Below are 13,191 nucleotides of genomic sequence, written 5' to 3' on the forward strand. Positions count from 1 at the left end.
TGCGAAGTGGGATGGCGTCGGGGCCGCGCTATAGGTGCCGATCGTGTTCTCGGGCGCGGCGCGCCCTGCCTTGCTGTAGTAAAATTTCAGAATTTGGTCTCATCCTGTCTCTGCCAACATCATGCCTGTCCATCCCCAACTTGATTCCGTCACCCGCCGCATTGTCCAGCGCAGCAGGCCCTATCGCCAGGCCTACCTGGCCAGGCTGGAAGCGGCGCGGGTGCAGGGCGTCCACCGCGCCGCCCTCGCCTGCACCAACCTTGCCCATGGTTTTGCCGCCTTTCCGGCGAATGACAAGCTGAAGCTGAAACAGTACAAGGCGCCCTCCGTGGCCATCGTTTCCGCGTACAACGACATGCTCTCCGCGCACCAGCCCTTCGAGCATTTCCCGCGCATCATCAAGGAAGCGGTGCGGGAGGTCGGCGCGGTGGCGCAGTTTGCCGGCGGCACGCCGGCGATGTGCGATGGCGTGACGCAGGGCCAGCCCGGCATGGAGCTGTCGCTGTTCTCCCGGGACGCCATCGCCATGGCCGCGGCCGTGGCCCTTTCGCACAACATGTTCGATGCGGCGGTGTACCTCGGCGTATGCGACAAGATCGTGCCAGGGTTGCTGATCGGCGCGCTGCACTTCGGCCACCTGCCCGCGGTGTTCCTGCCGGCGGGGCCGATGACCACCGGGATTTCCAATGCCGAGAAGGCCCGCGTGCGCCAGTTGTATGCGCAGGGCAAGGTTGGACGCGATGCCCTGCTGGAGTCGGAGTCGCAGTCGTACCACGGCGCCGGCACCTGCACCTTCTACGGCACCGCCAACAGCAACCAGATGCTGATGGAGGTGATGGGCCTGCACCTGCCGGGCGCCGCCTTCATCACGCCCGGCACGCCGCTGCGCGACGCATTGACCGCCGCCGGCGCCCGGCGCGCGGTCGCCATCAGCGCCCAGGGAGAACGCTATATCCCGGTCGGCCATGTGGTCGACGAGAAGGCCATCGTCAACGCCATCGTCGCGCTGCTGGCCACCGGCGGATCCACCAACCATACGCTGCATCTGGTGGCCATCGCGCGCGCCGCCGGCATCGTCATCGACTGGAACGATTTCGACCAATTGTCGGCGGTGGTGCCGCTGCTGACCCGCATTTATCCGAACGGGGACGCCGACGTCAATCACTTCCATGCCGCCGGCGGCACGGGATTCGTGATACGGGAGCTGCTGGATGCGGGCCTGCTGCACGAGGACGTCACCACCGTGCTCGGCGACGGGCTGCGCGCGCATTGTGCCGAGCCCTTCCTCGAGGACGGCAAGCTGGTGTGGAAACCGGCCGCGGCCGAGAGCGGCGACGCGGCGGTGGTGCGCAAGGCTTCGGCGCCGTTCTCCGCGGACGGCGGGCTGCGCCTGCTCAACGGGAACCTGGGACGGGCAGTGGTCAAGGTGTCGGCAGTGAAGCCGCAGCACCGCGTCGTCGAGGCGCCGGCGATCGTGTTCGACTCGCAGGAGGCGCTGATGATGGCCTACAAGGCCGGCCGGCTCGACCGCGACTTCGTGGCAGTGGTGCGCTACCAGGGGCCGCGCGCAAACGGCATGCCGGAACTGCATGCGCTGACGCCGGCGCTGGGCAGTCTGCAGGACGCCGGCCGCAAGGTGGCGCTGGTCACCGACGGGCGCATGTCGGGCGCTTCCGGCAAGGTGCCGGCGGCGATCCATGTGTCGCCCGAGGTGCTGGCCGGCGGCCCGCTGGGGCGCGTGCGGGACGGCGACATCATCCGGCTCGACGCCGAGCAGGGATTGCTGCAGGCGCTGGTGGACGAGGCCGAATGGGCCGGGCGGGAGGTCGATCCGGTCGACCTGTCGGCTTCCCACGTCGGCATGGGCCGCGAGCTCTTTGCCATGTTCCGCGCGACGGTAAGCGCAGCGGAAGAGGGCGCGGCGACCTTCGGCCTGCCGCCGCCGGTCGACCTCGCCGCGGAGCAGGACAATCCGCTGGCGGTGCCGCAAGGCCAGGCATATTCCGACGAAGATTCCCTCATTTCCCGTAACTGACCAGGAGCGCTTTCGCAATGAGCATGCCCGTGACCGACCCTTCGACCATGGACCTTCCCGCCATCATGCGTGCCTCGCCGGTGATCCCCGTGATTGCCATCGAGGATCCGGCCCACGCGGTGCCCTTGGCGCGCGCGCTCGTATCCGGCGGCATCCGGGTGCTGGAAGTGACCTTGCGCACCGCGCATGGGCTCGCCGCGATCCGGGCCATCGCGGCCGAGGTGCCGGACGCGATCGTCGGCGTCGGCACACTGACCCAGCCGGAGGAATTCAAGGCGGCGCGGGAGGCTGGCGCGGTATTCGGGGTCTCGCCCGGCCTCACCCCGGCACTGGTGGCAGCGGCCAAGACCAGCGGCCTCCAGCTCCTTCCCGGCGTGATGACGCCGTCCGAGGTGATGGCCGCGCGCGAGGCGGGATTTCGCCAGCTGAAGCTTTTTCCGGCGGTGCCGGCCGGCGGTATCGGCATGCTCAATGCAATCGCGGGGCCGCTGCCTGATGTGCTCTTCTGCCCGACCGGCGGCATTTCGCAGGAAACCGCGCCGCAGTTTCTCGCCTGCAGGAACGTGGCCTGCGTGGGTGGTTCCTGGTTGACGCCGAAGGACGCCATGCAGGCGGGCGACTGGGACCGGATCAGGGAGATTGCCGCAGCGGCCGCGGCCCTGCGCAAGCAGGGCAAACCGGCCGAAGCGGTCTAGGCGGGCCGCTCGTCCGCGTACACGACGACGCAGTTGCGGCCCGAACGCTTGGCCTGATACAGGGCACGGTCGGCGGCGTGGATGAGACCGCCGGTCGTGCTGAGCAGGTCCGGCACCACGGTGCTGACGCCCAGGCTGATGGTCACATGGGGAGCGACGCCGGAGTACTCATGGGGCAGCTGCCGCGCCTCGACTTCACAGCGCATGGTTTCCGCCACCTGCAATGCGCCGTCTGCCGTGGTATCGGGAAGGATGACGGTGAATTCCTCGCCACCGTAGCGCGCCACCAGGTCGCGAGAACGATTGAGCTGTCCGGCAAGCGCGGCCGCAATCTGCGCCAGGCAGCTGTCGCCACGCTGGTGGCCGTAATTGTCGTTGTAGTCCTTGAAGTAGTCGACGTCGATCATGATCAGGGACAGCGGCGACGCGTTGCGCTTGGCGCGCCGGAATTCATCTTCCAGGTGGACATTGAAGCGGCGGCGGTTGGCGATCCCGGTCAGGCCGTCGACGAGCGTCTGGGATTCCAGTTCCAGCGCCTGCTCGCGCAGCTTGCGCTCGCGCGCCACCGCCATGCTGACGTCGCTCACCTGCACCAGGCAATGGCGCGGCATGCCCGCTGCCTGCAGCGGCATGATGTGCACCGCCTGCTGCATGCGCTGGCCGAGCGCGAGGTCGGCGGGCGTCGCATACAGTGGGAAAGGCGACTTGTTGAGCGTCTGCGACAGCAGCGAGGAGAAGCTGTTTTCGAGGGCCGCGCGCAGGGCGATGTGGGTGCGGCCATCAACCATTTCCGGAAACAGCTCGGCGAAGGACTTGCCCAGCACCGACCCGGCGGGCTGCTGGGAATGCTGCTCCATCCAGTGGTTCCACAACACCAGCCGCTGGCCGGCGTCGAACACGAACAGCCCGGTGCGCACGGCATCCAGCACGCCCTGCAACAATCGCAGTTCGCCTTCGCCGACCATGCCTTGCAGCAGACTGAGTTGCATGGCCCCTATCCGGTGATTCGTGCCAGCCAGGCGTCCACGTAGTGCTGCAGTTCGTGCAGCGCCGGCATGTCCAGCAGGAAGGCGACGTAGCCGTAGATGTGGCGGCGTTCGATGTTGAAGTCGATCTTCAGCGTGAGCACCATGCCTTCCCAGTCCTTGCTCCCGGTGCCGAGGATGGCGGCCCCGGTGCCGACATGGTAGGTCGGCAGCGACCCCTGCATTTCCTTGCCCGCCGCATTGGCGAGCGTGGCCATGCAGGCATTGAGGATGATGTTGCCGATCTCGCTCATTGCCTCTTGCTCCATCGCGCTGAGTTCTTCCAACGAGAGGCTCTGTCCCACCATCAGGCGGACGATTTCCAGGCTTTTCTCTTCGGGGAACATCAGGAAGGCTTCGGTGTTGAACGCTCCCTTGAAATGCTGCGTGATCGCGCAGATGCGGCGGCCTTCGCCGCTGCCGAGGGTTTGTGCCGCGTCGGCGCGCTTCTGCAGGGTGATGGTCGGCACCGACATCGTCACTTCCTCGTTGACGATGCGGCTCATCGCTGCCGCGGCGCGGCCGACGCCCATGTTGAAGATCTCGACCAGGGCGTCGTGCTGGAGCTCGGTGAGCCGGAGCATTAGCGCGCTCCGAAGCTGTCCAGGATGCGTCCGATGGAGATTTCGGTGACCGGCTTCTCCACGAACTGCACGCCGAGCGCCGCCGCCTTTTCACGGACGGCGTCCTGGACGTTGGCGGTCAGCAGCGCGATATGCACCTGCGGGCAGCGCTCCTGTAGCGGCGTGACGGCAGCGAGGCCACCCATCCCCGGCATGTTGAGGTCGAGCAGGACCAGGTCCGGGCGTATCGTCCCCAGCCGTTCCAGCGCCTCTTCCCCGGTGGCGGCTTCGGCGATGTGCCAGTCAGGATGCCGGTGCAGGATGAACTGCCGCGAAAGCAGCCGCGAGACCTTGCTGTCGTCCACCACGAGTACTGTTGTCATTTTCGCAATCGGCTATGTCTGCAATGCAATTTGTTCTTATCGGTAAGTCTATCATCCGTCGTGCCTAGGCCTTCAGCCGCGCCGCAGAAAAAAGCGGACGCGGGCCGGCGCCGCGCTTAAAATACGCGGTTTCGCATTCTCTGCATTGCAGCACCATGACCCAGGACGAACTGAAACAGGCGGTCGCGCGCGCCGCCGTCGAATACGTGCCGGTAAACGAGATCATCGGCGTCGGCACCGGATCCACCGCCAACTATTTCATCGACGAGCTCGGCAAGATCAAGGACCGCATCAAGGGCGCCGTCGCGTCGTCAGAGGCGACGGCGGCGCGCCTTCGTTCGCACGGCATCGCGGTGCTCGATCTCAACGACGTGGATTTCATGTCGGTGTATATCGACGGCGCCGACGAAATCACGGCCGACGGCGCGATGATCAAGGGCGGCGGCGCGGCACTCACGCGCGAGAAGATCGTCGCCTCGGTGGCGGGCAAGTTCATCTGCATCGCCGACGGCTCCAAGCTGGTGAAGCAGCTGGGCGCCTTCCCGCTGCCCATCGAGGTGATACCGATGGCGCAGGCGGCGGTGTGCCGCCAGCTCAAGTCCCTCGGCGGCGAGCCGCGGCTGCGGCTGAAGGACGGCAAGCCGCTGCTGACGGATAACGGCTGCATGATCGTCGATCTCGCCGGATTGCAGATTACCGAGCCGAAGGAGTTCGAAGCCCGGGTCAACAATATCGTCGGCGTGGTGACGGTGGGCCTGTTTGCCCGCCGCGGCGCCGACGTCGCCTTGCTCGGCACCGCCGACGGCGTGCAGAAGATGGTGTTCTGAGTTCCGGAAACCGGCAGTTGCACCGACCGCAGCGCAAGCAGCCCGCCGAAGCGATTCGCGGGCTGTTTTGCATGCGGCGCCGAGAGGCGATTGGGGTATCGGGATGATGGATAATGCCGCCTGCGACAGGATTTCAAGAAAGGAAACGATGAAGCAGCTCAAGCACCTCGCCTGCCTGTGCCTGGCCGGCCTCGCGGCGGGATGCGCGTCGACGCCGCCGCCACAAGCGTCGCAGGCCGTCGCCGCGCAATGGCAGGCCCCGCTGCCGCATAACGGCAGCCTGACCGACCTCACGCGCTGGTGGGAACAGCAGGGCGATCCCCTGCTGGTGCAGCTGATCGACGCAGCGCAGGCGGCCAGCCCCGGCATCGCCTCTGCGCGTTCCCGCATCGCCGCCGCGCAGTCCGCGCGCACGGCAAGCGGTGCGGCCCTGCTGCCCACGCTCGATGCGACGGCAAGCGTGGTGCGCAACAGCACCCAGCCGCCGCAGCCGCAGGGCACCACCTCGCAGGGCGTGCTGCAGAGCGCCTGGGAGATCGATGTTTTCGGCGGGCGCCGCGCAGCGCGCAATGCGAGCCAGTCGCGGCTGGAGGGCGCCGAGGCCGGATGGCATGAAGCGCGCGTGTCGGTGGCCGCAGAAGTGGCCAACCAGTACTTCAGCTTGCGGAGCTGCGAGAAGCAGATCGAGATTGCCGCATCGGATGCGGCATCCCGTGCCGAGATCGCACGCCTTTCCGAACTCAGTGCCCAGGCCGGCTTCCAGGCGCCCGCCACCGCGGCGCTGGCACGGGCGAGTGCGGCCGAGGGTAACGCCCGACTGCTCCAGCAGCGCGCCCAATGCGCCGTCGAACTGAAGGCCCTGGTCGCCCTGACCGCCATCGCCGAGCCCGCGCTGCGGGCCAGGCTGGACGCGACGAGACCCGCCCCCGAGCAGGCGCAGGCGATCGCCATCGCCAGCCTGCCGGCCGCGCTGCTGGCGCAGCGGCCGGATGTCTTTGCGGCCGAACGCGAAGTCGACGCGGCGGCCTTCGATGTCGGCGGCGCCCAGGCCCAGCGTTATCCGCGCCTGACGCTGAGCGGATCGGTCGGCGCCGCCAATTTCCGTGGAGGCGGCACCAGCGTCGACCTGTCGACCTGGGCGATTGGGCCGCTTGCGCTCAGCGTGCCGCTGTTCGACGGCGGGCGGCGCGCGGCCGAGGTCGAGGCGGCACGCGCGCGCTACGAAGAAGCGGCGGTGAATTACCGGGCGCGCGTGCGGCAGGCGGTGCGCGAGGTGGAAGAAGCCCTGGTCGCCCTGCAGAGCACGGCGGCGCGCAGCACCGACGTGTCGACGGCGGCGCAAGGCTATCGCACCTCGTTCAACGCGACCGAGAGCCGCTACCGCAACGGCCTCGCTAGCCTCGTGGAGCTGGAGGAATCGCGGCGCACGCTGCTGGCCGCCGAGACTGTCGTCGTCACGCTCGAGCGCGAGCGCCGCGCCGCCTGGGTCGCGCTGTACAGGGCCGCCGGCGGCGGCTGGAACCCGCCGGCGGACCAGCCGGCCCGGGCCGCGGCCCGCTGACACGCGCGCGGTGCAGGAAAACGCGGGAATACATACTGGACAGGACAACATGAAACGCATCCAACGCAAAACCATTGTCATCGCCCTGCTGGCACTGCTGCTTGCCGCCGGCATCGCCTACGCATTGATGTCGCCGAAACAGGAGAACCCGCCGCCGCAGGCCGCAGCACCGAAACCGGCATTGACCGTGACGGCGGTGCAGCCGCAGCAATCCGCGCTCCCCATCCGGCTGGCGGCCAACGGCAACATCATGGCTTGGCAGGAAGCCAGCATTGGCAGCGAATCGAATGGACTGCGGCTGGCGGAAGTGAAGGTCAACGTCGGCGACGCGGTGCGCGCGGGCGAGGTGCTCGCCACCTTCGCGGGCGAATCGGTGGATGCGGACGTCGCCCAGGCTCGCGCCAGCGTGCTCGAGGCTGAAGCGCTGGCCGCCGACGCCGCCGCCAATGCGGCGCGCGCCCGGACCCTCGAAGCAAGCGGCGCGCTCAGTGCGCAGCAGATTGCCCAGTACCTGACAACCGAGCAGACAGCCAAGGCCCGCGTCGCCGCCGCGAAGGCGACACTGGCCGCGCAGCAGCTGCGCCTGCGTCATGTGCAGGTGGTGGCCCCGGACAGCGGCGTCATCTCCGACCGCAAGGCGACTGTCGGTGCCGTCGTGCCTGCGGGGACCGAGCTGTTCCGCCTGATCCGCAAAGGCAGGCTGGAATGGCGGGCAGAGGTGACGGCGACCGAGCTGGGCCGCATCAGGACGGGGACGCCGGCAACGCTGGTCGCCGCCAACGGCACGCAGCTCAAGGGCAAGGTGAGGATGGTCGGCCCAACCGTGGACCAACAGAGCAGATCGGCGCTGGTGTACGTCGACCTGGAACCGTCGGCCGACAAGAATGCGCCGGCCAAGGCAGGCATGTTCGCCCGCGGCGAGTTCGACCTGGGCACGTCGCCGGCGCTGAGCGTGCCGCAGCAGGCAGTGATCCTGCGCGACGGCTTCAGCTACCTGTTCCGCCTCAATCCGGACGGCCGGGTGAGCCAGCTCAAGGTGCAGACGGGCCGGCGGCTCGGCGACCGCGTGGAGATACTGGAAGGCCTGCCCCGCGACGCCAGCGTGGTCGCCAGCGGCGCCGGCTTCCTGAACGACGGGGATGCGGTGCGCGTGGTCGCGGCGCCTGCCGGCAACGGCGCATCCGCCGCCGCATCCGCTGCGCCCGCACGGCAGTAAGGAGCCAACATGAACGTTTCTTCCTGGTCGATCCGGAATCCGATTCCGGCGGTGATGCTGTTCGTGATGCTCACGTTTGCGGGCATGCTCTCGTTCAGCAAGATGAAGGTGCAGAACTTCCCCGACATCGAACTGCCGACCGTCACCGTGTCGGCATCCTTGCCCGGGGCAGCCCCCGGCCAGCTCGAGACCGATGTCGCGCGCAAGATCGAAAACTCGATCGCGACGGTGCAGGGCCTGAAGCATGTGTACACCAAGGTCCAGGACGGCGGCGTCACGATCACCGCGGAGTTCCGGCTGGAGAAGCCGGTGCAGGAAGCGGTGGACGACGTGCGTTCGGCGGTGGCGCGGGTGCGCGCGGACCTGCCGGGCGACCTGCGCGATCCGATCGTCAACAAGGTCGACCTGGCCGGCCAGCCGGTGCTCGCCTTCACCATCTACTCGTCCCGCATGGACGAGGAAGCGCTGTCCTGGTTCGTGGACAACGACGTCTCGCGCAAGCTGCTGGCCGTCGCCGGCGTCGGCGCAGTCAATCGTGTCGGCGGCGTCAGCCGAGAGGTACGGGTGGCGCTCGATGCGAACCGGCTGCAGGCGCTGGGCGCGACTGCCGCTGACATCTCGCGCCAGCTGCGCCAGGTGCAGACCGAAAGCGCCGGCGGCCGCGCCGATCTCGGCGGCAGCGAGCAGCCGATGCGGACCCTCGCCACAGTCACGTCGGCGGAGGAACTGGCGCGGCTGGAACTGTCGCTTTCGGATGGCCGCCGCATCCGGCTCGACCAGGTCGCCACCGTCACGGATACCTTCGCCGAGCCGCGCGCCGCAGCGCTGCTGAACGGCAAGCGGGTGGTGGGTTTCGAAGTCGCGCGCAGCAAGGGCGCCAGCGAAGTCGAAGTGGGCGCCGCCGTGCACCGCGCGCTGGACGAGCTCAAGCAGCAGCACCCGGACCTGGAGCTGACGGAGGCCTTCAACTTCGTGTCCCCGGTCGAGGAAGAGTACACCGGATCGATGCACCTGCTGTACGAAGGCGCGATCCTGGCAGTGGTGGTGGTATGGCTGTTCCTGCGCGACTGGCGCGCGACCTTCGTGTCCGCCGTCGCGTTGCCGCTGTCAGTGATTCCGGCCTTCATCGGCATGTACCTGCTCGGCTTCTCGATCAATGTGGTGTCGCTGCTCGCGATGTCGCTGGTGGTCGGCATCCTGGTCGATGACGCCATCGTGGAAGTCGAGAACATCGTGCGTCACCTGCGGATGGGCAAGACGCCGTTCCAGGCGGCGATGGAAGCAGCCGACGAGATCGGGCTTGCGGTGATCGCCACGACCTTTACGCTGATTGCGGTGTTCCTGCCCACGGCGTTCATGAGCGGCGTCGCCGGGAAGTTCTTCAAGCAGTTCGGCTGGACTGCCGCCCTCGCGGTATTCGCGTCGCTGGTGGTGGCGCGCGTGCTGACCCCGATGATGGCCGCCTATATCCTGCAGCCGGCGCAACACGAAGAAGATCGCGACCCGGCATGGATGCGCTGGTACATGCGTGCCGCCGCCTGGTGCCTGCGCCACCGGCTGGCAACAATGATGGCTGCGACCGTTTTCTTTTTCGGTTCGATCGCACTCATTCCCCTGCTGCCGACCGGTTTCATTCCGCCCGACGACAATTCCCAGACCCAGGTGTACCTGGAACTGCCGCCGGGTTCGACGCTGCAGCAGACGCTCGCCACCGCGGAGCAGGCGCGCCTGCTGGTGGGACAGGTGGAGCACGTCCGCAGCGTCTACACCTCGATTGGCGGCGGCAGCGCGGGCGGCGATCCGTTCGCCCCGCAGGGAGCGGCGGAGCCGCGCAGGGCGACGCTGACCATCCAGCTGACCGCGCGCGGCGAGCGTCCGCGCAAGCAGGTGATCGAAAACCACATGCGCACGGCGCTGGAGAAGTTGCCGGGCGCGCGCAGCAAGGTCGGCCTCGGCGGATCGGGCGAGAAGTACATCCTGGTACTGACCGGCGAGGATCCGCATGCGCTGGCCCTGGCGGCGCGCGCGGTCGAGCGCGACCTGCGCAGCATTCCCGGCCTCGGCAGCGTCGCCTCGACCGCCAGCCTGATCCGGCCGGAGATCGCGGTGCGGCCGGACTTTGCGCGTGCGGCCGATCTCGGCGTGACCAGTGCCGCCATCGGCGAGACGCTGCGCGTGGCCACGGTGGGCGACTATGATGTCGCCCTGCCCAAGCTCAACCTGTCGCAGCGCCAGGTGCCCATCGTGGTGCGGCTGGAGGACGCCGCGCGCACCGACCTCTCCGTGCTGGAGCGGCTGGCGGTGCCCGGCGCGCGCGGGCCGGTGATGCTGGGGCAGGTGGCGGACCTCGAAGTGGCCGGCGGGCCGGCGGTGATCGACCGTTACGACCGCTCGCGCAACATCAATTTCGAGATCGAGCTCTCCGGCCTGCCGCTGGGCGACGTCGCCGCCGCGGTGCAAAAGCTGCCGTCGGTGGTCAACCTGCCGGCGGGCGTCAAGGTGGTGGAGATCGGCGATGCGGAAGTGATGGGCGAACTGTTCGCCAGTTTCGGTCTCGCGATGCTGACCGGCGTCCTGTGCATCTATATCGTTCTGGTGCTGCTGTTCAAGGACTTCCTGCATCCGGTGACGATCCTTGCCGCGCTGCCGCTGTCGCTCGGCGGCGCGTTCGTCGGCTTGCTGGCCGCACAGAAGAGTTTCTCGATGCCGTCGCTGATTGGTCTGATCATGCTGATGGGCATTGCGACCAAGAACTCCATCCTGCTGGTCGAGTACGCGATCGTGGCGCGCCGCGACCACGGCATGAGCCGCTTCGACGCGCTGCTCGATGCCTGCCACAAGCGCGCGCGGCCGATCATCATGACGACCCTTGCCATGGGCGCGGGCATGCTTCCGATCGCGATCGGCATCGGACAGGCCGACCCCAGCTTCCGTTCGCCGATGTCGATCGCCGTGATCGGCGGGCTGCTCACCTCGACCGTGCTGAGCCTGCTGGTGGTGCCGGCGGTGTTCACCTACATGGACGACCTCGAACACCTGATCGGGCGCGCGAGGGATCGGCTGCGCGGGCACAAGGGCCGGCCTGCGGAAGGGAAGGATGCGGCTGCGGGAGGAACTGCGGGAGGATCGGGGAAAGGGACCGTGGAAGGAACCGCGGGAAGCGGCTCCGGGCTGCACTGAACGGCGGCCGGGCGCCATTGAGGCAGGGCCGTAACGCGGCGGCCCTGCCTGCCGCCTTGCCTACTCCGTCGGCGGCACGTAGCCGGCCGCGGCGTCGGCGCCGGAACCGAAGAAATGATTCTCCATCTGCTGCGCCAGGTACTTGCGGGCGCGGGCGTCGGCGAGATTGAGGCGGTTCTCGTTGACCAGCATGGTCTGGTGTTTCAGCCAGCCGGCCCAGGCCTCCTTCGACACGTTCTCGTAGATGCGCTTGCCGAGATCGCCGGGATACGGCGGAAAGTCCAGGCCTTCGGCTTCGCGGTTCAGTTTGATGCAGTGGACCGTACGGGCCATGTTTTGCTCCTTGTGTATGCGTGGATCGCTGCCATATAGAGGCAGCGCTTGGGGTCAAAGTTGCTTGATCAGTACCTGTGACTTGCGTTGCCAGTTGTACATGTGCTGCCGGTCTTTCGGCAGATCGTCGACCGTGGCCATCGCGAAGCCGCGCTTCAGGAACCAGTGGGCGGTGCGGGTGGTAAGCACGAACAGCTTGTTGAACCCGGCGGCGCGCGCCCGGTTTTCCATGTGCTTCAGGATGCGTTCGCCGTCGCCCTGGCTCTGTACCTCGGGGTTGACGGTGAGGCATGCCATCTCCGCCATTTTTTCGGCGGGAAACGGGTAGAGCGCCGCGCAGCCGAAGATCACGCCGTCGTGCTCGATGACCGAGAAATACTCGATCTCGCGCTCGATCAGTTCGCGGCCGCGCTTGACGAGGGTGCCGTCGGCTTCGAGCGGCTCGATCAGCTTGAGGATGCCGCCGACGTCCTCGATGGTCGCCTCGCGCAGGGTCTCCAGGTTCTCGGTGCTGACCATGGTGCCGACGCCGTCGTGGGTGAAGATCTCGAGCAGCGCCGACCCGTCCATTTCGAACGGGACAATGTGCGCGCGCGGCACGCCGCTGCGGGAAGCCTTCACGCAATGCTGCAGGTAGAACGCGGTGTCCGGCGCGATGGTGCCGGACCTGAGCATCACGTCGGCCTGGGCCGCGGTCAGTTCATAGACCGGACGTCCGCCGGCATCGGTCAGCAGCGGCGTTTCGGTGATGAAAATCAGCTTGTCCGCGCGCAGCGCGGTGGCGGCGGCGACCGCGACGTCTTCCATGGCCAGGTTGAACGCCTCGCCGGTGGGAGAGAAGCCGAGCGGGGACAGCAGCACCAGGCCGCCGGCACTTAATATCGGCTGGATGGTCTCATAGGCGACCTTGCGCGTGACGCCGGTGAACTCGAGATCGATCCCCTCGATGACACCGAGCGGGCGGGCGGTGACGAAGTTGCCGGAGATGATCCGGATCGCCGCATGCGCCATCGGCGTGTTGGGCAGCCCCTGGCTGAAAGCGGCTTCGATATCCAGGCGCAGCTCGCCGGCGGCTTCCTTTGCGCACTCCATCGCGGCGGCGTCGGTGATGCGCAGGCCATTGTGGTACTTGCCCTCCAGGTTGCGTAGCGCCATCTGCTCTTCCACCTGCGGCCGTGAACCGTGCACGATCACGACCTTGATGCCGAGGGCATGCAAGAGCGACAGGTCCTGCGCCAGCACCGGCAGCGCGCCGGCCATCACCAGCTCGCCCGGGAAGGCGACGACGAAGGTCTTGCCCCGGAAGGCGTGGATGTACGGCGCGACCGAGCGCAGCCACTGTACGAACTGAATAGGGTTTTCCATGACCCGCA

General features: G+C 67.6%; 11 protein-coding genes. 6 read left to right on the top strand and 5 right to left on the bottom strand.

Translation table 11 applies throughout. The annotated features are described in order from the left end of the window. Positions 1–121 precede the first annotated feature (121 nt). Both edd and eda read left to right on the top strand, forming a co-directional pair. The gene (gene edd / locus VIM12_RS06400) at positions 122–2,035 is read left to right on the top strand and encodes a phosphogluconate dehydratase (protein WP_331940782.1); all 1,914 of its coding nucleotides are present in this window, start codon (positions 122–124) and stop codon (positions 2,033–2,035) included. Between the two features lie 47 nt (positions 2,036–2,082). After that, a complete protein-coding gene (gene eda / locus VIM12_RS06405) occupies positions 2,083–2,730 on the top strand; it encodes a bifunctional 4-hydroxy-2-oxoglutarate aldolase/2-dehydro-3-deoxy-phosphogluconate aldolase (protein ID WP_414691761.1) in 648 nt (215 codons plus the stop codon). On the opposite strand, the gene VIM12_RS06410 is transcribed toward eda, so the two are convergent. The 3 genes from VIM12_RS06410 to VIM12_RS06420 are packed head-to-tail and all read right to left on the bottom strand — an operon-like array spanning position 2,727 to position 4,701. Then, a complete protein-coding gene (locus VIM12_RS06410; protein WP_331940784.1) occupies positions 2,727–3,719 on the bottom strand; it encodes a diguanylate cyclase in 993 nt (330 codons plus the stop codon). The genes eda and VIM12_RS06410 overlap by 4 nt on opposite strands. Before the next feature lie 5 nt (positions 3,720–3,724). Then, positions 3,725–4,339 (bottom strand): chemotaxis protein CheX, encoded by a 615-nt coding sequence (locus VIM12_RS06415; RefSeq protein ID WP_331940785.1) that lies wholly within the window; start codon positions 4,337–4,339, stop codon positions 3,725–3,727. Then, a complete protein-coding gene (locus VIM12_RS06420) occupies positions 4,339–4,701 on the bottom strand; it encodes a response regulator (RefSeq protein WP_331940786.1) in 363 nt (120 codons plus the stop codon). Before VIM12_RS06420 ends, VIM12_RS06415 begins: the two co-directional genes overlap by 1 nt. Before the next feature lie 155 nt (positions 4,702–4,856). Between VIM12_RS06420 and rpiA the strand changes: the two genes are divergently transcribed. The 4 genes from rpiA (at position 4,857) to VIM12_RS06440 (ending at position 11,485) form a co-directional block, all read left to right on the top strand. Then, on the top strand, positions 4,857–5,528 hold the full coding sequence (gene rpiA / locus VIM12_RS06425) for a ribose-5-phosphate isomerase RpiA (protein WP_331940787.1): 672 nt from the start codon (positions 4,857–4,859) through the stop codon (positions 5,526–5,528). A 148-nt stretch (positions 5,529–5,676) separates the two neighbouring features. Beyond that, positions 5,677–7,089, top strand: a complete 1,413-nt coding sequence (locus VIM12_RS06430; protein WP_331940788.1) for an efflux transporter outer membrane subunit — start codon at positions 5,677–5,679, stop codon at positions 7,087–7,089. A 49-nt stretch (positions 7,090–7,138) separates the two neighbouring features. After that, positions 7,139–8,305: an efflux RND transporter periplasmic adaptor subunit gene (locus tag VIM12_RS06435; RefSeq protein WP_331940789.1), complete on the top strand. Its 1,167-nt coding sequence runs from the start codon at positions 7,139–7,141 to the stop codon at positions 8,303–8,305. A 9-nt stretch (positions 8,306–8,314) separates the two neighbouring features. After that, the gene (locus VIM12_RS06440; protein WP_331940790.1) at positions 8,315–11,485 is read left to right on the top strand and encodes an efflux RND transporter permease subunit; all 3,171 of its coding nucleotides are present in this window, start codon (positions 8,315–8,317) and stop codon (positions 11,483–11,485) included. 60 nt (positions 11,486–11,545) lie between these two features. Here the strand turns inward: VIM12_RS06440 and VIM12_RS06445 are convergent, their stop codons facing one another. Together VIM12_RS06445 and argA are read right to left on the bottom strand one after the other, a co-directional pair. After that, entirely contained in the window at positions 11,546–11,818 is a 273-nt protein-coding gene (locus VIM12_RS06445) for an oxidative damage protection protein (RefSeq protein ID WP_331940791.1), read from the bottom strand. Positions 11,819–11,872: 54 nt separating this feature from the next. After that, positions 11,873–13,183, bottom strand: coding sequence for an amino-acid N-acetyltransferase (gene argA / locus VIM12_RS06450; RefSeq protein WP_331940792.1), 1,311 nt, complete (start codon positions 13,181–13,183; stop codon positions 11,873–11,875). Positions 13,184–13,191: the final 8 nt, after the last annotated feature.

Origin of the sequence: Noviherbaspirillum sp. (assembly GCF_036563305.1) — a bacterium.
Classification (GTDB): Bacteria; Pseudomonadota; Gammaproteobacteria; order Burkholderiales; family Burkholderiaceae_D; genus Noviherbaspirillum.

What these genes read in the sequence shown, in the direction of transcription:
- edd (WP_331940782.1), top strand. Translation starts at nt 122, where the DNA reads ATGCCTGTCCATCCCCAACTTGATTCCGTCACCCGCCGCATTGTCCAG.
- eda (WP_414691761.1), top strand. Translation starts at nt 2,083, where the DNA reads ATGGACCTTCCCGCCATCATGCGTGCCTCGCCGGTGATCCCCGTGATT.
- VIM12_RS06410 (WP_331940784.1), bottom strand. Translation starts at nt 3,719, where the DNA reads ATGCAACTCAGTCTGCTGCAAGGCATGGTCGGCGAAGGCGAACTGCGA.
- VIM12_RS06415 (WP_331940785.1), bottom strand. Translation starts at nt 4,339, where the DNA reads ATGCTCCGGCTCACCGAGCTCCAGCACGACGCCCTGGTCGAGATCTTC.
- VIM12_RS06420 (WP_331940786.1), bottom strand. Translation starts at nt 4,701, where the DNA reads ATGACAACAGTACTCGTGGTGGACGACAGCAAGGTCTCGCGGCTGCTT.
- rpiA (WP_331940787.1), top strand. Translation starts at nt 4,857, where the DNA reads ATGACCCAGGACGAACTGAAACAGGCGGTCGCGCGCGCCGCCGTCGAA.
- VIM12_RS06430 (WP_331940788.1), top strand. Translation starts at nt 5,677, where the DNA reads ATGAAGCAGCTCAAGCACCTCGCCTGCCTGTGCCTGGCCGGCCTCGCG.
- VIM12_RS06435 (WP_331940789.1), top strand. Translation starts at nt 7,139, where the DNA reads ATGAAACGCATCCAACGCAAAACCATTGTCATCGCCCTGCTGGCACTG.
- VIM12_RS06440 (WP_331940790.1), top strand. Translation starts at nt 8,315, where the DNA reads ATGAACGTTTCTTCCTGGTCGATCCGGAATCCGATTCCGGCGGTGATG.
- VIM12_RS06445 (WP_331940791.1), bottom strand. Translation starts at nt 11,818, where the DNA reads ATGGCCCGTACGGTCCACTGCATCAAACTGAACCGCGAAGCCGAAGGC.
- argA (WP_331940792.1), bottom strand. Translation starts at nt 13,183, where the DNA reads ATGGAAAACCCTATTCAGTTCGTACAGTGGCTGCGCTCGGTCGCGCCG.